Consider the following 22,409-nt stretch of genomic DNA (forward strand, 5'->3'; position numbering starts at 1 on the left):
AGGGGCGCGGGGAACTGCGCGAGCAACCACGACGGCGCCGCACCCGGCAACGAAGCGGCACCCCCACGACGGGAGCCGCGGGCGCCCCTCACCCCACGGGCAGAACCGCCGAGACCCGGAAACCCCCCGCATCCGTGGGCCCGGACACAAAGACCCCGCCGAGCCCGGCCACCCGCTCCTTCATCCCCACCAGCCCGTTCCCGCCGGACGGCAGATCCGCCGAGGAAGCCGCCGCAGGCACCGGCGGCGGCTCGTTCTCCACCTGCATCGCCACCTCACCCCCGCGATGCGCGAGCCGCACGTACGCCTTCGCCCCCGCCGCATGCTTGTGCACGTTCGTGAGCGCCTCCTGCACCACCCGGAACGCCGTCTGCTCCACCACCGCCGCGTACGCCCGGACCTCCCCCTCCACCGTCATCTCCACGACCATCCCGGCCGCCCGCGACTGCCCCACCAGCTCCTCCACCTCGGCCAGACACGGCCCGCCCTCGGGGTCCTCCGCCTCCGCCCGCGACGCCGCCGCGGCCGCCGCCGCACCCACCGCCTGCAACGGCACCGCCGACCGCTCCGGCACCGGATCCCCCGCCCGCAGCACCCCGAGCATCTCGCGCAGCTCGGTCAGCGCCTGCCGGCCCATGTCCCCGACCAGCGCCGCGTTCCGCACCGCCTTCTCCGGGTCCTTGCGCGCCACCGCCTGCAACGCCGCCGCGTGCACCACCATCAGCGAGACCCGGTGCGCCACCACGTCGTGCATCTCGCGCGCGATCCGGGTCCGCTCCTCACCCCGCGCCCACTCGGCCCGCTCCTCGGCCCGCTCCGCGAGCAGCAGCAGCTCCCGCTCCAGCGAATCGTTCCGCTCCGTCAGAGACTCCATCAGGCGGCGCCGCGCCCCGACGTACATGCCGAGCAGCAACGGCGGCGCCGTCACCCCCAGCGAGGTCGTGATCGCGACGAACGGCACGAACCAGCCGCCCACCTCCAGCAGCTTCTCGCTGTGCACCATGTCCTGCTGCGCGCGCACCACGGACACGATCAGCGTCCCGGCGAACGACATGCCCGCCAGCGCCGCGATGATCCGCCGCGGCATCTCCGACGCCGCCAGCGAGTAGAGGCCGACGACCGTCATCATCACGCCCATCTGCGCGGGCGTCACCGCGACCGACACCAGCACGACCGCGATCGGCCAGCGCCGGCGCAGCAGCAGCGTCGAACCCGTCAGGACACCGAAGACGATCCCCACCGAGGCCGGCAGTCCGGCCTTGTGCGCGAAGGGCACCCCTTCCACGGCGCACTCCGCGGCGGACGCCACCGCGAGCCCCGCGTCGAGCAGGACGGACCGCCGCCGCTCCCACCACCACGGCCCCCCGGCCGCATCTCGGTGAACTTCCCCCGTCGTGGTCATACCTCCACCCTACGGGCGCCCCCTACCCGATTTCCGGCGAGTTTCCCCGCAGCATGATCACCTCCGGAGCGGGCGCGCCCGGGCCGCCTCCCGGCCGCGTGCCGCACGGCTCCGCTGCGTACCGTCGCATCGGGGGCTCCCGGTACGGCATAGTAGGGGCGGCCACAGCGAGTGATCCGCAGCATCGGGCACAGCTGACGAACCATCCCGGGTCGTCTAATGGCAGGACAAAGAGTTTTGGTCTCTTGAATGTGGGTTCGATTCCTACCCCGGGAGCACTCTGCGGGGCCCGACCGTCACCGGTCGGGCCCCGCCCCCGTTTGCGGGCCGAAACGCCCCGGTATCCTGCGGATGTCCACCCGAACACACATCCTGAGGGGCACACCCGTGAGCGCCACAAGCCCGGCCGCCGTCGTCGTTCTCGCCGCGGGTGAGGGCACCCGCATGAAGTCGGCCACGCCCAAAGTCCTGCACGAGCTCTGCGGCCGGTCGCTGGTCGGTCATGTGCTGGCCGCCGCGCGGGAGTTGAACCCCGAGCAGCTCGTCGTGGTCGTCGGGCACGAGCGCGAGAAGGTCGCCGCGCACGTGACCGCCGTCGACACCTCGGCCCGTACCGCGGTGCAGGCCGAGCAGAACGGCACGGGGCACGCCGTGCGCATGGGCCTCGAGGGGCTCGACGGCGCGGTCGAGGGCACCGTCGTCGTCGTGTGCGGCGACACGCCGCTGCTGACCGGCGGCACGCTGCAGGACCTGGCGGCGACGCACGCCGCCGACGGCAACGCGGTGACCGTGCTGACCGCCGAGGTGCCGGACGCGACGGGCTACGGCCGGATCGTGCGCGACGCGGCCACCGGCGCCGTCACCGCGATCGTCGAGCACAAGGACGCGTCCGAGCCGCAGCGCGCGATCCGTGAGATCAACTCCGGGGTGTTCGCGTTCGACGGCCGGCTGCTGACCGAGGCGCTGAAGCAGGTGCGGACGGACAACAGCCAGGGCGAGGAGTACCTGACGGACGTGCTCGGGATCCTGCGGGAGGCCGGGCACCGGGTCGGGGCGTCCGTGGCGCGCGACCACCGCGAGATCGCGGGGATCAACAACCGCGTGCAGCTGTCGGAGGCGCGCCGCATCCTCAACGACCGGCTGCTGGAGCGGGCGATGCTCGACGGCGTGACGGTCGTGGACCCGGCGAGCACGCTGCTGGACGTGACGGTGACGTTCGAGCGGGACGCGACGGTGCTGCCGTCGACGCAGCTGCACGGGACGACGCACATCGCCGAGGGCGCCGTGGTGGGCCCGAACACGCGGCTGACGGACACGACGGTGGGCGCGGGCGCCCGGGTCGACAACACGGTGGCGGACGGCGCGGAGGTCGGCCCGCAGGCGACGGTGGGCCCGTTCGCGTATCTGCGGCCGGGGACGCGGCTCGGCGTGAAGGCGAAGATCGGTACGTACGTGGAGACGAAGAACGCGTCGATCGGTGAGGGCACGAAGGTCCCGCACCTCTCCTACGTGGGTGACGCGACGATCGGCGACTTCACCAACATCGGTGCGGCGAGCGTGTTCGTGAACTACGACGGCGAGGCGAAGCACCACTCGACGGTCGGGTCGCACTGCAAGACGGGTTCGGACAACATGTTTGTGGCGCCTGTCACGATCGGGGACGGCGCGTACACCGCCGCGGGCTCGGTGATCACGAAGGACGTGCCGGCCGGTTCGCTGGCCGTCGCCCGGGGCCAGCAAAGGAATATCGAGGGCTGGGTGGCCCGTAAGCGTCCGGGGAGCGCGGCGGCGAAGGCGGCCGAGGCGGTGTCCCGGAATCCGGAAACCGCTGACTGACGCGGTCTGACCGGAAACAGGTGCGTCCGACACGGCGTACCGTGATAGGTGCACACGATTCGCCTGGCTCGCTGCTATAGGGACGCGCGGGCAGCTGCGGCGGACGAACTCGTCTGAGGAGACTAGTGCTGTGACCGGGATCAAGACGACCGGCGAGAAGAAGCTGATGCTCTTCTCCGGCCGCGCCCACCCCGAGCTTGCCGAGGAGGTCGCGCACCAGCTCGGTGTCGGGATCGTCCCGACCAAGGCTTTCGACTTCGCCAATGGTGAGATCTACGTCCGCTACCAGGAGTCCGCTCGCGGGGCCGACTGCTTCCTGATCCAGAGCCACACGGCTCCGATCAACAAGTGGATCATGGAGCAGCTGATCATGATCGACGCGCTGAAGCGTGCGTCGGCCCGCTCCATCACGGTCATCGTGCCGTTCTACGGTTACGCGCGGCAGGACAAGAAGCACCGCGGACGTGAACCGATCTCGGCGCGTCTGATCGCGGACCTGCTGAAGACGGCGGGTGCGGACCGGATCCTCGCGATCGATCTGCACACGGACCAGATCCAGGGCTTCTTCGACGGCCCGGTGGACCACCTGTTCGCGCTGCCGATCCTGGCGGACTACGTGGGTGCCAAGGTCGACCGCGACAAGCTGACCGTGGTGTCGCCGGACGCGGGCCGCGTGCGGGTGGCGGACCGCTGGTGCGACCGTCTGGGCGCGCCGCTGGCGATCGTGCACAAGCGCCGGGACAAGGACGTGGCGAACCAGGTCACGGTCCACGAGGTCGTGGGTGACGTGAAGGGCCGCGTCTGCGTGCTCGTCGACGACATGATCGACACGGGTGGCACGATCTGCGCCGCCGCGGACGCGCTGTTCGCGCACGGTGCGGAGGACGTCATCGTGACGGCGACGCACGGTGTGCTGTCGGGTCCGGCCGCGGACCGGCTGAAGAACTCGAAGGTGAGCGAGTTCGTGTTCACGGACACGCTGCCGACGCCGGGTGAGCTGGAGCTGGACAAGATCACGGTGCTGTCGATCGCTCCGACGATCGCCTCGGCGGTGCGTGAGGTGTTCGAGGACGGTTCGGTGACCAGCCTGTTCGAGGGCGAGGCCTGATCCCCCGGGGATCGGACCACTGAAGATCCATTTGGTGCGGCCTTCCGCGCCGGGTAACCTGTGACAGTTGCTCGGCGAGGGAGGCCGCACTTCTGTTCTCGGAAGTCGCGGCGGTCCGTTATCGACGCGCTCTTCGTAGCAGGCCGTTCGTGGCCGGGTGACCTTTTCCCCAGTTCTACGAGGAGTTGAGAGCATGTCCGAGGTCAAGCTCGCCGCTGAGACCCGTTCCGAGTTCGGCAAGGGTGCGGCCCGCCGCATCCGCCGCGAGGCCAAGGTTCCCGCGGTCCTGTACGGGCACGGTGCCGAGCCGGTCCACATCACGCTGCCGGGTCACGAGCTGCAGCTCGCCCTGCGTACGCCGAACGTCCTGATCGCTCTGGACATCGACGGCAAGGGCAACGAGCTGGCGATCCCGAAGGCCGTCCAGCGTGACCCGCTGAAGGGCTTCCTGGAGCACGTCGACCTGCTGCTCGTGAAGCGCGGCGAGAAGGTCACCGTCGAGCTTCCGGTCGTCACCGAGGGCGAGCTGGCCCCGGGCGGCAACCTGCTCGAGCACGTGCTGAACACGCTGACGGTCGAGACCGAGGCGACGCACATCCCCGAGTCGGTCACGGTCTCCGTGGCGGGCCTGGAGGCCGGCGCCTCCGTCCTGGCCAAGGACATCACGCTGCCGTCGGGCACCACGCTGGCGGCCGACGAGGACGCGGTCGTCCTGCAGGTCGTGTCGGCGCAGGCCGAGGAGGCCCCGGCCGAGGCTGCCGAGGGCGACGAGGCCGCGGAGGCCTGAGCCTTCTGACGCGGTACCCGTACGGGGTGGTGGGCTCGGCCCGCCACCCCGTACGACTGTCCGCACCCCTGCTCACCCCCAGCCGTCGTCCCCACCCGTCTCCACCCGCCTCCACTCGTCCCCACTCATCCCCGTGAGGAATGCGCATGTCCGACGAGAACGCTCCCTGGCTGATCGCCGGCCTGGGCAACCCCGGTCCCGAGTACGCGATGAACCGGCACAACGTCGGTTTCATGGTGGCGGATCTGCTGGCCCGGCGGATGGGGGCGAAGTTCAAGCGGGCGACGAAGGGTCAGGCGCAGGTCGTCGAGGGGCGGATCGGCCCGCCCGGGCCCGCGAACCGGCGGGTGATCCTGGCCAAGCCGATGTCGTACATGAACGTGTCGGGCGGCCCGGTGACGGCGCTGCGCGACTTCTACAAGGTGCCGGTGGCGCACATCGTCGCGGTCCATGACGAGCTGGACATCGACTACGGGGTGCTGCGTCTGAAGCTGGGCGGCGGCGACAACGGGCACAACGGTCTGAAGTCGATCACGAAGTCGCTGGGCAGCGACTACCACCGGGTGCGGTTCGGGATCGGGCGTCCGCCGGGCCGGATGCAGGTGGCGGACTTCGTCCTGAAGGACTTCGCGTCGGCGGAGCGCAAGGAGCTCGACTACTTCGTGGACCGTGCGGCGGACGCCGTGGAGGCGCTGGTCGTCGAGGGTCTGGAGCGGGCGCAGTCGACGTACAACTCGTGAGGTCACGGGTCACTGCGGACAACTGGCGACCTGTGGGGACTTTCCCCGGCAGGAGTTGACCGGGGCCCGGGTGATGGCCAAGGATCCCGGCCATGTTGGCTGTCTCCCGGCAGGTGGCGGCGGGTGTGCTCGCCGTGCTGTTGCTGGTCACCGGTGTGTGGGCGTCGTGGGGCGCGGCCCAGCACGTGATGTTCCCGAGCGGTCGTGAGCGCGGGGTGCTGACCGTGGCGCGGTGCGCGGACGGGGTGTGTTCGGGCGCGTTCGCGCCGGGGGCACCGCCCGCGGAGCGGCATGCTCGCGTGACGCTGGAGCAGTCCGTGGGCGTGAAGAAGGGTGCCCGCTTCCCTGTCGTGCTGAAGCCGGGGTCGACGTCTGCGGTGCGGGCGGGCGGGCCCGGGTTCCTGCGGGCATGGGTGCCGCTGGGCGGTGCGCTGTTGCTGGCGTCGGTGGTGGTCGCGGGGGGTATGCGGCGCCGGCGCCTCGCGTGGGTCACGGGAGGCGCCGGGTTCGCTCTGCTGACGGCGGCCTTCGCCGCCGTCAGCCTGGGGTGAGGTGCGCGGTCAGCCGGTGTTGCGCAGACCGGCGGCGACGCCGTTCACGGTGAGCAGCAGGGCGCGGGCCAGGGTGGGGTCCGGCTCCTCGCCCGCGGCGGCGGCTTCGCGCTGCCGCTTGAGCAGGGCGACCTGGAGGTAGGAGATCGGGTCCAGGTAGGCGTCGCGGATGTCGAAGGTCTGCTTGAGGACGGGCTGCGCGTCGAGGAGTTCGCTCTCGCCGGTGATGCGCAGGACTTCCTGCACGGTGAGGGCGTGCTCGGTCTCGATGTCGGCGAAGACGTGCCGCAGGTTCTCCGGGACGAGCGTCTCGACGTAGTGGCGGGCGATCCGCAGGTCCGTCTTGGCGAGGGTCATCTCCACGTTCGAGATGAAGTTGCGGAAGAAGTGCCAGCGCTCGTGCATCTCGGTGAGCACGGTGTCGAGGCCGGCCTCGCGCAGGGCCTTGAGGCCGGAGCCGACGCCGTACCAGCCGGGGACGATCTGGCGGGACTGGGTCCAGCCGAACACCCAGGGGATGGCGCGCAGGCCGTCGAGGGAGACGCCGGATCCGGGGCGGCGGGAGGGCCGGGAGCCGAGGTGGAGGTCGGCGAGCTGGTCGACGGGGGTGGAGGCGACGAAGTACGTCGGCAGGTCGGGGTCCTCGACCAGCTTGCGGTACGCGGCGTGGGCGGCGTCGGAGACGACGTCCATGGCGGCGTCCCAGCGGGCGAGGGCCTCGTCGGACTGGCGGGGTGCGGTGTGCAGGGCGGAGGCCTGGAGGGTGGCCGCGACGGTCAGCTCCAGGTTCTCCCTGGCCAGGGACGGCACGAGGTACTTGTCGGAGATGACCTCGCCCTGCTCGGTGACCTTGATCTCGCCTTCGAGGGTGCCCCAGGGCTGGGCGAGGATCGCGTCGTGGGAGGGGCCGCCGCCGCGGCCGACGGTGCCGCCGCGGCCGTGGAAGAGGCGCAGGCGCACGCCGTAGCGGTGGGCGACGTCGCGCAGGCGGCGCTGGGCGCGGTGGATCTCCCACTGGGAGGTGGTGATGCCGCCGAACTTGGAGGAGTCGGAGTAGCCGAGCATGACCTCCTGGACGTCTCCGTTGAGCGCGACGAGGCGCCGGTAGGAGGGGTCGGAGAGCATGTCCTCGAGGATCGTGTCGGCGGCCTTGAGCTCGTCGGTGGTCTCGAGGAGGGGCACGATGCCGATCTTGGCCCAGCCGGCGTGCAGGTCGATGAGGCCGGCCTCGCGGGCGAGGACCGCGGCGGCGAGGACGTCGTCGGCGCCCTGGCACATCGAGATGATGTACGACTCGATGACCTCGGGGCCGAAGACCTCCAGGGCCTTCTTGACGGTGTGGAAGACGCCGAGGGTCTTCTCGCCGTCGGCGTCGAGGGGGGCCGGGGTGGGGGCGAGGGGGCGCCGGGACCTGAGCTCCTTGGCGAGGAGCTTGCCGCGGTAGTCGCGGGGCATGTCGGCGTAGCGCCAGGACTCCTCGCCGAGGCGGTCGAAGAGCTGGCCGAGTGCGTGGTGGTGGGCGTCGGCGTGCTCGCGGACGTCCATGGTGGCGAGCTGGAGGCCGAACGCGGACAGGGTGCGGATGGTGCGGTTCATCCGGCCCTCGGCGAAGAGACCGCCGCGGTGCTCGCGCAGAGAGGTCTGGATGAGGGTGAGGTCGGCGAGGAGCTCGGCGGTGCCGAGGTAGTCGCGGCCGTCCTCGTGAGGGGTGTTCTTCGCGAGGCGCGTCTTGGTGTTCTCGAGCTTCTGGCGGATCGCGGTGGCCTTGAGCCGGTAGGGCTCCTCGGCGTTGAGCCGCTTGTAGCGGGGGCTGATCTCGGGCAGGGCCTCGAGGTCGGCGTCGAGCGAGGTGAGGAGTTCCTCGGTGGCGCCGGTGTAGCGGATGGAGTTCGACAGGAAGCCGCGCAGCTCGTCGATGAGGTCGAGGGCGTCGTTGATGCCGTGCTCGTGCTGGAGGATCAGGACGTCCCAGGTGACCTGGGGGGTGACGTTGGGGTTGCCGTCGCGGTCGCCGCCGATCCAGGTGCCGAAGGTGAGGGGGCGGGTGTCCTCGGGGAGGGTGACGCCGACGCGCTCGAGTTCGGCGGTGAGGTCCTCGAGGACGTCGCCGACGGCGCCGGCGTGCAGTTCGTCGAGGTAGTAGATGGCGTTGCGCGACTCGTCGGTGACCTCGGGGCGGACGACGCGCAGCTCGTCGGTCTGCCACACGAGGTCGATGTTCTCGGCGAGGCGGGTGTCGTAGCGGCGGCGGTCGGTCTCGAGGACGGGGGTCTCGAGGAGCTCGGCGACGCGGCGCAGCTTGTTGAGGACGGAGCGGCGGGCGGCCTCGGTGGGGTGGGCGGTGAAGACGGGCCGAACGTTGAGGTTGCGGACGGTGTCGCGCAGGTGGTCCGGGTCGGCGTCCTTGAGGCGGTCGGCGGTGCGGGCCAGGAGTCCGCCCTCGGCGGCGCGCCTGGCACGCAGCTCGCGGCCTCGGTGGACCTGCTCGGTCACGTTGGCCAGGTGGAAGTAGGTGGAGAAGGCGCGGACGAGCTTGGCGGCGGTCTCCAGTTCGGTGCCGCGCAGCAGCTCGGCCGCGGCCTCGCCGTCCTCGCGCGTCAGGCGGCGGACCTTCTCGACGAGCTCGAGGAGCTCGGGTCCCTCCTGGCGGACGAGGGTCTCGCCCAGCAGGTCCCCGAGGCGGCGGATGTCGGCACGCAGTTCGGGGCTGGTGCTCGTCGAAGCGGTCTGATCGGCACTGCTCACAGGTGCGGCTCCTTGCAGTGGTGAAGCTCTTCTGGCGGGAGGGAGTCCCGGGATCCGGGTAGGAGACCCGGGTGGAGATTCAGAGCGGACCGCGCTGTCCGACCGTTTCCAAGGATATGTGCCTGCCGGGGCGGCACGGCCCGGGGCCTCGTGGTGGTGTCCGCGGACACGACCTTGCCGCCGGGCTACGCGCTGCCATACTTACGACGCCGTAGGTTACGGAACCGTAGGCAAGCATGTCCGCGGATTCCCGTGGATCTCCTGACCCGTATCGACCCTGTTCAATCCTCTCGAACCACTACCCACAGGGGACTCCCATGGCCACACGCTCCGATGTGATGGAAGACGCACCGCGCGGACCGTCCTCCGGCCCGATGACGTCGGCGACGCTGGGCGGTGAGCAGAAGCGTTCGCTCGAACAGATCACTCTGCTGCTGTTCATTCTCGTGCCGTTCCTGGCCCTGGTCGCGGCGGTGCCGCTGGCCTGGGGCTGGGGGGTGAGCTGGCTGGACATCGGCCTGCTCGTCTTCTTCTACTACCTGGGCTGTCACGGCATCACGATCGGCTTCCACCGCTACTTCACGCACGGGTCCTTCAAGGCGAAGCGTCCGCTGCGGATCGCGCTGGCGGTGGCGGGCTCGATGGCGGTCGAGGGGCCGCTGGTGCGCTGGGTGGCCGATCACCGCAAGCACCACAAGTTCTCCGACGCGGAGGGTGACCCGCATTCGCCGTGGCGGTTCGGGGAGACGGTGCCGGCGCTGATGAAGGGCCTGTGGTGGGCGCACATCGGCTGGATGTTCGACGAGGAGCAGACGCCGCAGGAGAAGTACGCGCCGGACCTGGTCAAGGATCCGGTCATCCGGGCGATCTCGCGGCAGTTCGTGCTGTGGACGGCGCTGTCGCTGCTGCTGCCGCCGCTGATCGGCGGTCTGGTCACGATGTCGTGGTGGGGTGCGTTCACGGCGCTGTTCTGGGGTTCGCTGGTGCGGGTGGCGCTGCTGCACCACGTGACGTGGTCGATCAACTCGATCTGCCACGCGGTCGGCAGGCGTCCGTTCAAGTCGCGGGACCGTTCCGGGAACGTGTGGTGGCTGGCGGTGCTGTCGTGCGGCGAGTCGTGGCACAACCTGCATCACGCGGATCCGACGTCGGCGCGGCACGGTGTGATGCGCGGCCAGGTGGACTCGTCGGCGCGGCTGATCCGCTGGTTCGAGCAGCTGGGCTGGGCGCACGACGTGCGCTGGCCGTCGAAGGAGCGGATCGCGTCCCGGCGCAGGTCCCGGGCGGCCGACGCGGCGTGACCGGAGCACGGCATGATGGGGTGGTGGCGACCGACTCAAGCACCCCGAGCAACGCGAGCAGCGACCGGCCCGAGAAGACGCGGAGGACGCGGCGGACGCGGATGACGGGGGCGGAGCGGCGTCAGCAGCTGCTGGAGATCGGGCGCACCCTGTTCGCCGCGAAGGGCTTCGAGGGCACGTCGGTGGAGGAGATCGCGGCGAAGGCCGGGGTCTCCAAGCCGGTGGTGTACGAGCACTTCGGCGGCAAGGAGGGGCTGTACGCGGTCGTGGTGGACCGGGAGATGCGGCAGCTGCTCGACATGGTGACGGGTTCGCTGACGGCGGGCCATCCGCGGGAGCTGTGCGAGCAGGCGGCGTTCGCGCTGCTCGACTACATCGAGGAGTACACGGACGGGTTCCGCATTCTCGTCCGGGACTCCCCGATCCCGCAGTCCACGGGGTCCTTCGCGTCGCTGATCTCCGACATCGCGACGCAGGTGGAGGACATCCTGGGCCGCGAGTTCAAGGCGCGGGGGTTCGACCCGAAGCTGGCGCCGCTGTACGCGCAGGCCCTCGTCGGGATGGTCGCGCTGACGGGGCAGTGGTGGCTGGACGCGCGCAAGCCGAAGAAGGCGGAGGTGGCCGCGCACCTGGTGAATCTGGCGTGGCACGGCCTGGACGGCCTGGAGCCGAAGCCCCGCCTGATAGGGCACAGGAAGAGCTAGTCCCGGAACCCCGTGGCCGCCGCCTTCACGGGGCGACGGCGACGACGAAGATCCGGCGGAACGGCAGCAGGGTGCCGTGTGCGGTGGCGGGGTAGGCGGCGCGCAGCTGTGCGCCGTACTCGGTGAGGAAGTCCTTCCGGGCGGCCGGGTCGTCGTCGAGGGCGCTCAGGACGGGGCGCAGGCCGGTGCCCATGACCCAGTCGAGCACCGGGTCGGGGCCCTGGAGGACGTGCAGGTAGGTGGTCTCCCAGGCGTCGACGGTGCAGCCGAGCGCCGCGAGCCGGTCGAGGTACGCGGCGGGCGTGGCGACCGCGTCGCGGTGGCGCAGGACGCCGCCGAGCCGGTCCTTCCAGCGGGCTGATCCGGCGAGTTCGCGCATCAGGGTGTGGCTGGGGGCGTCGAAGTTGCCCGGCACCTGGAAGGCGAACGTGCCGCCGGGTGCGAGGGCGCCGATCCAGCGCGGGAAGGCGTCGGTGTGGCCGGGCACCCATTGGAGCGTGGCGTTGGACAGGATCAGGTCGTACGTCTGCGGGGGCGTCCAGTGGGCGGCGTCCGCGTACGCGAAGTCGAGCCGGTCCCCGGCGTGGGCCCGCGCCTTCTCCAGCATCGCGGGCGAGTTGTCGTACCCGGTGATGTGCGCGGTGGGCCAGCGGTCGGCCAGCAGGGCCGTCATGTTCCCGGGGCCGCAGCCGAGGTCGGCGATGCGGGCGGGGGTGCGGGGCAGGTCGGGGACGCGGGCCAGCAGGTCGGTGAAGGGGCGGCCGCGGTGGCCGGCGTGGCGGAGGTACTGCCGGGGGTCCCAGGCGGGGGGCTGCTGTGTCGTCATGCCTCCAGGGTGACCCCGAATATATCTCGACGTCAAGATAATCGACATCAAGAGACTTCATGTCGACACACCCTCTACACTGATCGTCATGGAGGACGAGGTCGACCGTCTGGTCGCAGCGTGGCGCCGGGAGCGCCCCGACCTCGACGTGGAGCCCCTCGAGGTGCTCAGTCGGGTCAGCAGACTCGCGCGCCATCTCGACCGCGCCCGCCGGCTCGCGTTCGCCGAGCACGAGCTGGAGCCGTGGGAGTTCGACGTCCTGACGTCACTGCGCCGCGCCGGCGCCCCCTACCAGCTCTCCCCCGGCCAGCTGCTCACCCAGACCCTGGTCACCTCCGGCACGATGACGAACCGGATCGACCGCCTCGCCAAGAAGGGCCTCGTCGAGCGACTGCCCGACCCCAGCGACCGGCGCGGCGTGCTGGTCCGACTCACCGAGGTCGGACAGGAGCGGGCGGACCAGGCGCTGGCCGGACTGCTCGATCAGGAGCGGGCCATCCTGGCCGAGCTCTCCCGCGCGGAGCGCGGCGAACTGGCCTCGCTGCTGCGCCAGTTGACCGCCCCGTTCGACAACATCCCCGGCTAGGGCCTGTTTAGGGAAGAGCGCCGTCCGCGCTCAGCTGGCGGCCTCCAGGTCGGCGGGTCCGACGCCCGCCCGGCGCGCCAGTGCCACCGCCGCCAGCGTCGAGTGCACCCCGAGCTTGCCCAGCACGTTCTGCATGTGGGTGCGCACCGTGTGCGGGGACAGATACAGCCGCTCGGCGACCGCCTTGCGGCCCAGGCCCGCGACCATGCAGCGCAGCACCTCCCGCTCGCGCGGCGTCAGCGACTCGACCAGCTGCTCCGACTCCGTCCGGTGCTTGCGCGCCGCGGTCAGCTCCCGCAGCACGCCCGTGAGCAGTGCCGGCGGCAGGTGGGTCTCGTCGCGCAGCACACCCCGGATGACGGTCAGCAGCCGCGACAGGGAGCAGTCCTTGGCGACCCAGCCCGAGGCGCCGGCCTGGAGCGCGAGCGCCGCCCGCCGCGGGTCGTCCCGCTCGGCCAGCACCACCGTACGCACCGACGGCTGGCCCGAACGGACCCCGGCCACCAGCGAGATGCCGTCGACCAGCCCGTCCTGCGCCGCCCCGTCGGGCACCGCGGCGGGCGGGCGCAGGCCCTCGACGGCCGCCGCGCCCAGGTCCGCGTCGACCAGCAGCACATCGAATCTGCGCCCCTCGGCGGCCGCCCGGTCCAGGCAGCGCAGGGCGGCGGGGCCGCTGCCCGCGGCCGCCACCTCGACGTCGGGCTCGGCGGCGAGGGCCGCGGCGAGCGACTCGGCGAAGATGCGGTGGTCGTCGACGACCAGAACGCGTATGCGAACCACTGATAAACCCCCACTGGTCGGGGGACGGACCAACGCAGGTACGGCGCCCGGAGTGCGGGTCACCGCAGCCGCACGGCCGCCGCCGTGCCGAACTGCTCCCCCACTCCGGGCGTCGTACCCGGCTGTCTCGCCCCCTGATCAGCACCGGCCCCCACCGGTGCTGTTCATCAGAGTAGGGCCGCCGGCCCGGAGGGGAAGCGGATTCGCAGAACTGATGGCGGCTTGACCGGCGGGCGACTGTCCTGCGCGTTTATGGTGAGACGCATGTTTCGGATTGAGACAGAAGTCGACAAAGAGCGCCGCCTTCTGCTCCACGCGGCGCTCCGTGACAGCAACACGGCGGCGTCTCCCGCACTGCGCGAACTGCGCGGCACCCCGGCCGAGCGCGAGACCCCGCTCCAGGTGTGGGCCCTCGACGCGGAGGGCGGCCTCGCGGCCGGCCTCGACGCCCACACCTGGGCGACCTGGCTCCATGTGAACCTGCTCTGGGTCGCCGACCACCACCGCGGCGCGGGCCTCGGCTCCCGCCTCCTGGCCCGAGCCGAACAGATCGCCCGCGACCAGCACGCCTGCACCAACTCCCGAGTCGAGACGTGGGACTTCCAAGCGCCGGGCTTCTATCGGCAGCACGGCTACGAGGTCGTCGCCGTCGTCCCCGACTACCCACCCGGCGTCAAGGAGTTCACCCTCACCAAACGGCTCGGCTGACGCGGGGTCAGGCGAGGCGGTGGGCGCCGGCCGACGGGACCGCGGGGAAGACGCGCGGGGGCCGGAAGCCCGCATCCTCGAAGGCGGTCAGGACCGCCTTGGTGAGGGACTCCGCCTCCGCCGCCTCGGTCAGGACGATCGCCGAGCCACCGAAGCCGCCGCCGGTCATCCGGGCGCCGACCGCCCCGGCCGAGCGGGCCGCGGTGACGACGAGGTCGAGCTCGGGGCAGGAGATGCGCAGGTCGTCGCGGAGCGAGCGGTGGCCGTCGTACAGGACGGGGCCGATCGCCCGGACCTCGCCCGCGTCGAGGAGTTCGATGACCTGCTCGACGCGGTGGTCGTCGGAGACGATGTGGCGGACGTAGCGGACGACCTTCTCGTCCGCGCCCGCCCGCTCGATGCGGGCCAGCGCCTCGTCGAGACCGGCGAACGGCACGTCCCGCAGGTGGGAGACGCCGAGCAGGCGCGCGCCCTCCTCGCAGCCGGCCCGGCGCTCCGCGTACGCCCCGTCGCCCAGCTCGTGCTTGACGCGGGTGTCGAAGACGAGCAGCTGGAGGCCCTGCGCGGCCAGGTCGAAGGGGATCTGCCGGATGGACAGGTCGCGGCAGTCGAGGTGCAGCGCGTGCCCCTCGGTGCCGCAGGCGGAGGCCATCTGGTCCATGACCCCGCACGGGACGCCGACGAAGGCGTTCTCGGCGCGCTGGGCGAGCACCGCCAGCTCGGGCCCGGTCAGACCGAGGGCGAACAGGTCGTTCAGGGCGAGCGCGGTGACGACCTCCAGGGCCGCCGAGGACGACAGGCCCGCGCCGGTCGGCACCGTGGACGCGAGGTGGACGTCGGCGCCGGTGACGGCGTGGCCCGCCTCGCGCAGCGCCCACACGACACCGGCCGGGTACGCGGCCCAGCCGCCCTGCCCGTAGCTGCTCAGGGGCGTCAGCTCGTCGACGCGCAGTTCGGCGATCGGGGCGTCGATGTCGGCGGAGTGCAGGCGCAGCACCCCGTCCTCGCGCCGGGCCACCGCGGCGACCGCGGTGTGCGGCAGCGCGAGCGGCATGACGAAGCCCTCGTTGAAGTCGGTGTACTCGCCGATGAGGTTGACGCGGCCGGGCGCGGCCCACACCCCGGCGGGCTCGTACCCGTACAGATCGCTGAACTGGGCGGCGACGGACATCTGCTGGCTCCCCTGGCTGTTACTGCTGGCGTGCCTGGGCGAACTCCCAGGCGTCGGCGACGATTCCCGCGAGGTCGGCCCGCGACGGGTTCCAGCCGAGGCGCTCGCGGGCGGTCTGCGCGGAGGCGACGAGGACGGCCGGGTCGCCGCCGCGGCGCGGGGCCGCGACCTCGGGGACCGGGTGCCCGGTGACCTGGCGGACGGTCTCGATGACCTCGCGGACGGAGAAGCCGTTTCCGTTGCCCAGGTTGCAGATGAGGTGCTCGCCGGGCTGTGCGGCCTCGACGGCGAGGAGGTGGGCCTCGGCGAGGTCGGCGACGTGGATGTAGTCGCGGATGCAGGTGCCGTCGGGGGTCGGGTAGTCGTCGCCGTAGACGGAGATGGCGTCGCGGCGGCCCTGGGCGACCTGGAGGACGAGCGGGATGAGGTGCGACTCGGGGTCGTGGCGCTCGCCGCAGGTGCCGTAGGCGCCCGCGACGTTGAAGTAGCGCAGGGAGACGGCGGCCAGACCGTGCGCGGCGGCCTCGCCGGTGATCATGTGGTCGACGGCGAGCTTGGAGGCGCCGTAGGGGGAGGTCGGCGCGGTCGGGTCGGTCTCGGTGATGGGGGTGCTGACCGGCTCGCCGTAGGTCGCGGCGGTGGAGGAGAAGACGAGCTTGCGGACGCCCGCCGAGCGCATCGCGCCGAGCAGCGCCATGGTCCCGCCGACGTTGTTGTCCCAGTACTTCTCGGGCTGCACGACGGACTCGCCGACCTGGGAGAACGCGGCGAAGTGCAGCACCGCGTCGTAGGAGGGGTCGAGCCACTTGGCGGCGTCGCGGATGTCGCCCTCGACGAAGTCCGCCCCGGCGGGGACGCCCTCGCGGAAGCCGGTGGAGAGGTTGTCGAGGACGGTGACGGTGTGGCCCGCCTCGATCAGGTGCTGAGCGACGACGCTTCCGACGTAGCCGGCACCGCCGGTCACCATGTACTTAAGAGAAACGGCCTTACCCATTACTTGCTCGCTACCTCTCGCAGTCGCGCGGCCGCGGCCTCCGGCGGCACATCGTTGATGAACACACTCATGCCGGATTCGGAACCCGCGAGGAATTTCAGCTTGCCGGAAGTGCGGCGGATGGTGAAAAGCTCGAGGTGGAGCGCGAAGTCGTCGCGCGTCACCCCGTCGAACGCGTCGAGCGTGCCGAACGGCGCCTGGTGCCAGGCGGCGATGTACGGCGTCGCCGGCTGGTCCTCACCGAAGATCCGGTCGAAGCGCCTCAAGAGTTCCAGATAGACCTGAGGGAACTCTGTGCGTGCGGCGTCGTCGAGCGCGAGCAGGTCGGGGACCTGCCGCTTGGGGTAGAGGTGCACCTCGTAGGGCCAGTGCGCCGCGTAGGGGACGAAGGCCACCCAGTGCTCGCCCTCCAGGACGACGCGGCTGCCCTCGGCGAGCTCCTTGTCGACGACGTCGGCGAACAGGTTGCGGCCACCGGTCTGCTCCTTGTGCTCGGCGAGCGAGCGCAGCATGAGCGCGGTGCGCGGGGTGGTGAAGGGGTAGGCGTAGATCTGGCCGTGCGGGTGGCCGAGGGTCACGCCGATCTCCGCGCCGCGGTTCTCGAAGCAGAAGACCTGCTCGACGGAGTCGAGGTGGGAGAGCTCGGCGGTGCGGTCGGTCCAGGCCTCCAGGACGAGTCCGGCCTGTTCCTCGGTGAGGTCGGCGAAGGACTGGTCGTGGTCGGAGGTGAAGCAGACGACCTCGCAGCGGCCGGAGTCACCGGCGAGCGAGGGGAAGCGGTTCTCGAAGACCACGACGTCGTACGAGGAGTCGGGGATCTCGGAGAGCCGGTCGCCCTCGGACGGGCACAGGGGGCACTCGTCGGCCGGCGGGTGGTAGGTCCGGCCCTGGCGGTGCGAGGCGATGGCCACGCTGTCGCCGAGCAGCGGGTCGCGGCGGATCTCCGAGGTGGTCACGGTGCGGTCGAGCGGGCGCCGGTCGGCGGCGTCCCGGACGACGTCGTCCCGCACGTCGTAGTAGATGAGCTCGCGCCCGTCGGCCAGCCGGGTCGACGTCTTCTTCACGACCGATGCTCCCTCATCCCGCACGCTACTGAACCAGTAACCAACATAACCAAACACAACAAAGCACAAGTCAACACGCCAGTCAAGAGAGCGGACGCACCCCACCATCGATCACAATCAAACAAAGAACATCACGGAAACTGTTCACTTATTGAAGAGTGAGGCGTAGGTTCCGGTCTGGTTCAGTTCACGCAACGAAGCGAGCTTCTCCATGCAGTCCCCCACAATCACGCTGGCGGCAGGGCTACGGCTGCCCACCAACGGCCTCGACTACGCGATCCTCGCGATCTACTTCGTCGTGGTCCTCGGCATCGGCTTCGCGGCCCGCCGCTCGGTCAAGACCAGCCTCGACTTCTTCCTGTCCGGCCGCTCCCTGCCCGCATGGGTGACGGGTCTCGCCTTCGTCGCGGCGAACCTGGGCGCGACCGAGATCCTCGGCATGGCCGCCAACGGCGCGCAGTACGGCGTCTACACCGTCCACTGGTACTGGATCGGTGCCATCCCCGCCATGGTCTTCCTCGGCCTGGTGATGATGCCGTTCTACTACTCGTCCAAGGTGCGCTCGGTCCCCGAGTTCCTGCTGCACCGGTTCGGGCCGTCCTCGCACCTGCTGTCCTCGATCATCTTCGCCGTCTCGTCGGTGCTGATCGCGGGCGTCAACCTGTACGCGATGGCCCTCGTGCTCCAGGCCCTGCTCGGCTGGCCGCAGTGGCTGGCGATCGTCATCGCCGGCCTGTTCGTCCTCGCGTACATCACGATCGGCGGCCTGTCCTCGGCGATCTACAACGAGGTCCTGCAGTTCTTCGTGATCCTCGCCGCGCTCATCCCGCTCACCATCGTGGGCCTCAAGCGCGTCGGCGGCTGGGACGGCATCTCGGACTCGCTGTCGCACTCGCACGGCGACTCGTTCATGACCGCGTGGCAGGGCACCGGCATCGGCTCGTCCAACCCGCTCGGGGCGAACTGGCTGACGATCGTGCTGGGCCTCGGCTTCGTGATGAGCTTCGGCTACTGGACGACGAACTTCGCCGAGGTGCAGCGCGCCCTGTCCGCGAAGAACCTCTCCGCCGCCAAGCGCACCCCGCTGATCGCCGCGTTCCCGAAGATCCTCATCCCGATGGTCGTCGTGATCCCGGGCCTGATCGCCCTCGTCATGGAGCCCTCGCTCGGCAAGGGCGGCGCGGACGGCCTCCAGTACAACGACGCGATCCCGGTCCTCATGCGCGACCTGCTGCCCAACGGTGTCCTCGGCATCGCGGTGACCGGTCTGCTCGCAGCCTTCATGGCGGGCATGGCGGCCAACATCTCGTCGTTCAACACGGTGTTCACCAACGACATCTGGGGCGCGTACCTCAAGAAGAACCAGAGCGACGCGTACTACCTGAAGACCGGCCGGGTCGTCACCGCCGTCGGCGTGGTCATCGGCATGGGCACGGCGTTCATCGCGGGCAGCTTCAGCAACATCATGAACTACCTGCAGACGCTGTTCTCCTTCTTCAACGTCCCGCTGTTCGTCGTGTTCATCATCGGCATGTTCTGGAAGCGCACCACGCCCGCGGCCGGCTTCTGGGGCCTGCTGTCGGGCACCGTCGCCGCGATGGTGAACTACTTCTGGTTCTACAAGCAGGGCGTCATCGACATCCCCTCCGACCAGGGCGCCAACTTCGTCTCGTCCATCGTCGCCTTCGTGGTCGGCGCGGTCGTGATGTTCGTGGTCACCATGGTCACCAAGTCCAAGCCCGCCGAGGAACTGGCCGGACTCGTCTACGGCACCAAGTCGCCGGGCATGGACGAGCCGCCGGCCGAGGGTGACGACGCGTGGTACCGCAAGCCGGCCCTCCTGGGCTGGGGCGCGATCGTGCTCGCCGTCATCTGCTACATCCCGTTCTCCTTCTGAGGCACGAGGTACACGACATGAGTGAGAACCAGAAGCAGCACGTGGACGAGGTGACGGACCTCGAGGCGAAGTCCGCGACGGCGGCCCGCCTGTTCGACGTGCGCCGCATCATCGGCGGACTGTTCGTGGTGTACGGGATCATCGTCACCATCGCGGGCATCACGGCGTCGGACGCCGACCTGAAGAAGGCCCAGGACATCAACATCAACCTGTGGACCGGCCTCGGCATGCTGGTCCTCGGCCTCTTCTTCCTCGTCTGGCTGAAGCTGCGCCCCACCGAGGCGCCCACCCCGCCGGCCGCGGACGAGACGGACAGTCCGTCCGCCTAGGAGAGACACGGGGAACGACGAAGCCCCGTCCCGCGAGAGCGGGACGGGGCTTCGTGACGAGAGCGCCGGGCAGGCCTTGCACCTGCATCTCCTCACAGGAAGTGAGGCGTCTTTCCTTGGACCACCAACGCACGGCCGGTTCTCACGAGTTGCGGTGACCGGCGCAAGATCGACTATAGCCCAGGTCCGCGGTCCGGGGAAACCTCGGCGGGCGCCGGACCCGGGGGCACCGGGTGGTCGGCCGCCGGCCCCGCCCGGTCCAGCAGCCCCGTACGGGCCGCGAGCGCCGCCGCCTCGAGCCGCGAACCGACCCCCAGCTTCATCAGCACCCGCTGCACATGGGTGCGCGCGGTGCTCGGCGCGATGCCCATGCCGGCCGCGATCAGCCGCGTGTCCTCACCGTCGGCGACCCGCACCAGGACCTCGACCTCCCGCGGCGTGAGCATCTCGAGCAGCCGCTGCCCCTCGTCGTCGGGCTGCGCCGCCGGGTTGAGCAGCTCGCCGAACGCGCCCTGCAACAGCGCCGGGGCCACCGCCGCCTCCCCGGCCCGCGCCTTCATCAGGGCCCGCTCGACGCCCTCGATCCGCTCGTCGTGCCGGACGTAACCGGCGGCCCCCGCCGCGAACGCCGCCGCGATCCCGCGCGGCGACGGCACCGGACCGAGCACCACCGTGGCCACCTGCGGGCGCTCCCGCTTGATCCGCACGATCGGGTCGAAGGTGCCGGGCTCCGCGGGGGCCGCCGTGCCGAACAGACAGACCTCCGGGGCCCGGGAGATGACCAGCTCGGCGGCGCCCGCGGCCGGCGCCGCCGCGGCCAGCACCCGGTGCCCCCGCAGCTTCAGGGCCGAGGCCAGCGCCTCGGCGAGCAGACGGTGGTCGTCGACCACCATGAGCCGCACACCCATCGAGCCAACCCCCCAGTTCGCCCCGCGCACCGCGTCGGTCGCACGGGCCCCCCACGGACGGGCGGAGCCCCCCGACTCCCCGTCCCTCTTCATCTCCCGGAAGCTACACGCTTGTTCGACGTCGCGCGCCCCCTACCGGTGAGAAGCGGCCCGGAATGCTGAAATCCCGCGCTTTCCGGGACGATGCGCGCACGGCGCCGCACAGCGCGACGGCCCCGCTCCCTGACGGGGAGCGGGGCCGCTGGGCTGTGCGGGAGGGTCAGCCGTTGGCGACGAAGCCGACGGCCGTGTACTGCTTCTCGTCGGCCGAGTAGGGCTTGCTGATCAGGCCCTTGCCGAAGTACAACCGCCCGTTGGAGTAGAGCAGTTCGCTGCTGGAGCTGCCCGGGACCATGCTGCTGACCGCGTTCTGGACCGGCTGCGTGGCCGGGGTCTCCAGGAGCGTCGTCTGCTTCATGTCCTTGGGCGCGATCGTGACGATCTGGCTGCCCTTGTCGTACGGGCCGCGCTTGAACGCCAGGATGTTGCCGCCGTCCATGCGGAACGGGAAGATCTCGTACTCGCCGCCGTCGGCCCGGTCGGACGTCGTCTTGCCGGTCTTCAGGTCGTACGACACGATCTCGTTGGTCTGGCCGATGTCGCCGCCCGCGTCGTGCTGGCGGGTGGACAGGTAGACGCGGCCGTTGCCGACGACGATCTTCTTGCAGCCGTCGATCTTGCCGACCTCGCAGTCGAAGTCGTACTTCTCGTCGTCGATCGCGATCTTCGTGAGCAGCTTGCCGTTCTCGTCCATCGAGAAGATGTCGGAGACGGTGCCCGCGGAGTTGTCGCCCGCGCCGACGCCGATCACGACCGGGTCGGTGGAGAGGATCTTCGCGTTGTCGACGCCCGTCGCGAGCTTGTACGACCACTTCGGCTGACCGGACTTCGGGTCCAGGAGCTGGACCTCGTACTTGCCCGTGTCGTAGTCGCCGCACCGGCGGACCGCGACCAGCTGGGCGCCGCCCGCGTAGCCGATGTCCTCACAGCTGCCCTGCTGCGGCTTCCACAGCGTCTTGCCGGTCTTGACGTCGAACGCGGCGCCGCCGCGCAGACCGGCGCCGGCCGCCAGCGTGTCACCGGCGAAGTTCAGCTCCTCGAACGGGATGGCCTCCTCGCCCGAACCGATGCTGCTCGTCCAGACCTTCTCGCCGGTGTTCACGTTGAACAGCGTCACCTGGGAGCAGGTCTTGTGCAGGCCCTTCTTGTCCCGCTTGCCGTCCTCGGCGACCACCGCGGCCATCGCGTCCTTGGTCACGGTCGGCGTGAAGCCGCAGGTCTGCCCGGACAGCGGCAGCGTCCACTGCTTGCCGCCGGTCGCCGGGTCGTATCCGACGATCTCGTTGACGCCCGCCTTGGCGTACACCTTGTCGGTGAGCCAGGAGCCGCTGACGCTGTCGACGTTGTCCTTGGCGACCGCCGGGGCGGGCAGCTGGAACGCGAGCTTCGCGGACGTGTTGGACGGGACCTTCTCCTCGCCCGCACCGCCGAGGCCGGAGCCGCCGGCCCCGCCCTTGCCGTTCGCACCCTTGCCGCCGTCGCCGCCGGTCGCGGTCGGGCCGCCCTTGTCGTCGTCGCCGGAGCTCGCGTAGAAGATGCCTCCGCCGACGATCAGGGCGATCACCACGACGGCCGCGGTGATGATCCACACGATCGGGGATCCCTTGCCGCCGCCCGGACCGGACCCGCCGGTGGCGGGCTGCATCGGCGTGGTCGCGGGCTGCGGGTAGCCGTACTGCTGCTGGCCGTACGGCTGGGTGGGCGGCTGCGGGGGCTGCTGGCCGTACTGCTGCTGGCCGTAGGCCGGGGTCGGCGGCTGCGGGGGCTGCTGCCCCGGGTAGCCGTAGCCCGGGCCGCCCTGCTGCGGCGGGGCGGCCGGCGGGGGCGGGGTCTGCGGGGCGCCCTGCGGCGCCTGCGGGTACCCGTAGCCGGG

At 70.9% G+C, this 22,409-nt stretch carries 20 protein-coding genes and 1 tRNA gene; 12 read left to right on the forward strand and 9 right to left on the reverse strand.

The window, feature by feature from the left end; translation table 11 throughout:
* Positions 1-88 precede the first annotated feature (88 nt).
* A complete protein-coding gene (locus tag GTW43_RS00925) occupies positions 89-1,402 on the reverse strand; it encodes a histidine kinase (RefSeq protein ID WP_161299617.1) in 1,314 nt (437 codons plus the stop codon).
* A gap of 205 nt (positions 1,403-1,607) precedes the next feature.
* On the opposite strand from GTW43_RS00925, the gene GTW43_RS00930 reads away from it, so the two are divergent.
* From GTW43_RS00930 to GTW43_RS00955, 6 genes are all read left to right on the forward strand, one after another.
* Positions 1,608-1,678 (forward strand) — tRNA-Gln (locus GTW43_RS00930).
* Positions 1,679-1,789: 111 nt separating this feature from the next.
* Positions 1,790-3,238 (forward strand): bifunctional UDP-N-acetylglucosamine diphosphorylase/glucosamine-1-phosphate N-acetyltransferase GlmU, encoded by a 1,449-nt coding sequence (gene glmU, locus GTW43_RS00935; RefSeq protein ID WP_161299618.1) that lies wholly within the window; start codon positions 1,790-1,792, stop codon positions 3,236-3,238.
* 130 nt (positions 3,239-3,368) lie between these two features.
* Positions 3,369-4,346 carry a ribose-phosphate diphosphokinase gene (locus GTW43_RS00940; RefSeq protein ID WP_161299619.1) on the forward strand — a complete coding sequence of 326 codons (978 nt, stop codon included), beginning with the start codon at positions 3,369-3,371 and terminating at the stop codon, positions 4,344-4,346.
* A 193-nt stretch (positions 4,347-4,539) separates the two neighbouring features.
* Complete coding sequence (locus tag GTW43_RS00945; protein ID WP_161299620.1) at positions 4,540-5,133, forward strand: 50S ribosomal protein L25/general stress protein Ctc; 594 nt, start codon at positions 4,540-4,542, stop codon at positions 5,131-5,133.
* A 140-nt stretch (positions 5,134-5,273) separates the two neighbouring features.
* Complete coding sequence (pth, locus tag GTW43_RS00950) at positions 5,274-5,873, forward strand: aminoacyl-tRNA hydrolase (RefSeq protein WP_161299621.1); 600 nt, start codon at positions 5,274-5,276, stop codon at positions 5,871-5,873.
* Between the two features lie 92 nt (positions 5,874-5,965).
* Positions 5,966-6,424, forward strand: coding sequence for a hypothetical protein (locus tag GTW43_RS00955; protein ID WP_161299622.1), 459 nt, complete (start codon positions 5,966-5,968; stop codon positions 6,422-6,424).
* 9 nt (positions 6,425-6,433) lie between these two features.
* Here GTW43_RS00955 and ppc read toward each other — a convergent pair whose 3' ends face one another.
* A complete protein-coding gene (gene ppc / locus GTW43_RS00960; protein WP_161299623.1) occupies positions 6,434-9,169 on the reverse strand; it encodes a phosphoenolpyruvate carboxylase in 2,736 nt (911 codons plus the stop codon).
* Between the two features lie 317 nt (positions 9,170-9,486).
* Here ppc and GTW43_RS00965 point away from each other — a divergent pair, with 317 nt between their 5' ends.
* The gene (locus GTW43_RS00965; protein ID WP_161299624.1) at positions 9,487-10,470 is read left to right on the forward strand and encodes a fatty acid desaturase; all 984 of its coding nucleotides are present in this window, start codon (positions 9,487-9,489) and stop codon (positions 10,468-10,470) included.
* A 23-nt stretch (positions 10,471-10,493) separates the two neighbouring features.
* Complete coding sequence (locus GTW43_RS00970) at positions 10,494-11,174, forward strand: TetR/AcrR family transcriptional regulator (protein WP_161299625.1); 681 nt, start codon at positions 10,494-10,496, stop codon at positions 11,172-11,174.
* 25 nt (positions 11,175-11,199) lie between these two features.
* On the opposite strand, the gene GTW43_RS00975 is transcribed toward GTW43_RS00970, so the two are convergent.
* Positions 11,200-12,000 carry a trans-aconitate 2-methyltransferase gene (locus GTW43_RS00975; protein ID WP_161299626.1) on the reverse strand — a complete coding sequence of 267 codons (801 nt, stop codon included), beginning with the start codon at positions 11,998-12,000 and terminating at the stop codon, positions 11,200-11,202.
* Between the two features lie 88 nt (positions 12,001-12,088).
* Here GTW43_RS00975 and GTW43_RS00980 point away from each other — a divergent pair, with 88 nt between their 5' ends.
* A complete protein-coding gene (locus tag GTW43_RS00980; RefSeq protein ID WP_161299627.1) occupies positions 12,089-12,586 on the forward strand; it encodes a MarR family transcriptional regulator in 498 nt (165 codons plus the stop codon).
* A gap of 30 nt (positions 12,587-12,616) precedes the next feature.
* Here the strand turns inward: GTW43_RS00980 and GTW43_RS00985 are convergent, their stop codons facing one another.
* Entirely contained in the window at positions 12,617-13,366 is a 750-nt protein-coding gene (locus GTW43_RS00985) for a response regulator transcription factor (protein ID WP_161299628.1), read from the reverse strand.
* Positions 13,367-13,618: 252 nt separating this feature from the next.
* Between GTW43_RS00985 and GTW43_RS00990 the strand changes: the two genes are divergently transcribed.
* On the forward strand, positions 13,619-14,074 hold the full coding sequence (locus tag GTW43_RS00990; RefSeq protein ID WP_161299629.1) for a GNAT family N-acetyltransferase: 456 nt from the start codon (positions 13,619-13,621) through the stop codon (positions 14,072-14,074).
* A gap of 7 nt (positions 14,075-14,081) precedes the next feature.
* Here the strand turns inward: GTW43_RS00990 and galK are convergent, their stop codons facing one another.
* From galK to galT, 3 genes are read right to left on the reverse strand one after another with little or no spacing between them, the layout of a single operon-like run.
* Entirely contained in the window at positions 14,082-15,245 is a 1,164-nt protein-coding gene (gene galK / locus GTW43_RS00995) for a galactokinase (protein ID WP_161299630.1), read from the reverse strand.
* A 19-nt stretch (positions 15,246-15,264) separates the two neighbouring features.
* Positions 15,265-16,239 (reverse strand): UDP-glucose 4-epimerase GalE, encoded by a 975-nt coding sequence (gene galE / locus GTW43_RS01000; RefSeq protein WP_161299631.1) that lies wholly within the window; start codon positions 16,237-16,239, stop codon positions 15,265-15,267.
* A complete protein-coding gene (galT, locus tag GTW43_RS01005; protein WP_161299632.1) occupies positions 16,239-17,303 on the reverse strand; it encodes a galactose-1-phosphate uridylyltransferase in 1,065 nt (354 codons plus the stop codon). The genes galE and galT overlap by 1 nt, the downstream gene beginning before the upstream one ends.
* Positions 17,304-17,514: 211 nt before the next feature.
* Here galT and GTW43_RS01010 point away from each other — a divergent pair, with 211 nt between their 5' ends.
* On the forward strand, positions 17,515-19,200 hold the full coding sequence (locus GTW43_RS01010; RefSeq protein WP_161299633.1) for a sodium:solute symporter family protein: 1,686 nt from the start codon (positions 17,515-17,517) through the stop codon (positions 19,198-19,200).
* A 17-nt stretch (positions 19,201-19,217) separates the two neighbouring features.
* Entirely contained in the window at positions 19,218-19,529 is a 312-nt protein-coding gene (locus GTW43_RS01015; RefSeq protein WP_161299634.1) for a hypothetical protein, read from the forward strand.
* Between the two features lie 173 nt (positions 19,530-19,702).
* Here the strand turns inward: GTW43_RS01015 and GTW43_RS01020 are convergent, their stop codons facing one another.
* Positions 19,703-20,437: a LuxR C-terminal-related transcriptional regulator gene (locus GTW43_RS01020; RefSeq protein ID WP_237536336.1), complete on the reverse strand. Its 735-nt coding sequence runs from the start codon at positions 20,435-20,437 to the stop codon at positions 19,703-19,705.
* 259 nt (positions 20,438-20,696) lie between these two features.
* Positions 20,697-22,409, reverse strand: a 1,713-nt coding sequence (locus GTW43_RS01025; RefSeq protein WP_343245850.1) for a PQQ-binding-like beta-propeller repeat protein, incomplete at its 5' end; no start/stop codon positions are given.

This window comes from Streptomyces sp. SID5785 (assembly GCF_009870065.1).
Taxonomy (GTDB): Bacteria; Actinomycetota; Actinomycetes; order Streptomycetales; family Streptomycetaceae; genus Streptomyces.

Excerpts from the sequence above, each read along its gene's own strand:
- GTW43_RS00925 (WP_161299617.1), bottom strand. The coding sequence starts at position 1,402 with ATGACCACGACGGGGGAAGTTCACCGAGATGCGGCCGGGGGGCCGTGG.
- GTW43_RS00945 (WP_161299620.1), top strand. The coding sequence starts at position 4,540 with ATGTCCGAGGTCAAGCTCGCCGCTGAGACCCGTTCCGAGTTCGGCAAG.
- pth (WP_161299621.1), top strand. The coding sequence starts at position 5,274 with ATGCGCATGTCCGACGAGAACGCTCCCTGGCTGATCGCCGGCCTGGGC.
- GTW43_RS00955 (WP_161299622.1), top strand. The coding sequence starts at position 5,966 with ATGTTGGCTGTCTCCCGGCAGGTGGCGGCGGGTGTGCTCGCCGTGCTG.
- GTW43_RS00965 (WP_161299624.1), top strand. The coding sequence starts at position 9,487 with ATGGCCACACGCTCCGATGTGATGGAAGACGCACCGCGCGGACCGTCC.
- GTW43_RS00975 (WP_161299626.1), bottom strand. The coding sequence starts at position 12,000 with ATGACGACACAGCAGCCCCCCGCCTGGGACCCCCGGCAGTACCTCCGC.
- GTW43_RS00980 (WP_161299627.1), top strand. The coding sequence starts at position 12,089 with ATGGAGGACGAGGTCGACCGTCTGGTCGCAGCGTGGCGCCGGGAGCGC.
- GTW43_RS00990 (WP_161299629.1), top strand. The coding sequence starts at position 13,619 with ATGGTGAGACGCATGTTTCGGATTGAGACAGAAGTCGACAAAGAGCGC.
- galK (WP_161299630.1), bottom strand. The coding sequence starts at position 15,245 with ATGTCCGTCGCCGCCCAGTTCAGCGATCTGTACGGGTACGAGCCCGCC.
- galE (WP_161299631.1), bottom strand. The coding sequence starts at position 16,239 with ATGGGTAAGGCCGTTTCTCTTAAGTACATGGTGACCGGCGGTGCCGGC.
- GTW43_RS01010 (WP_161299633.1), top strand. The coding sequence starts at position 17,515 with ATGCAGTCCCCCACAATCACGCTGGCGGCAGGGCTACGGCTGCCCACC.
- GTW43_RS01015 (WP_161299634.1), top strand. The coding sequence starts at position 19,218 with ATGAGTGAGAACCAGAAGCAGCACGTGGACGAGGTGACGGACCTCGAG.
- GTW43_RS01020 (WP_237536336.1), bottom strand. The coding sequence starts at position 20,437 with ATGGGTGTGCGGCTCATGGTGGTCGACGACCACCGTCTGCTCGCCGAG.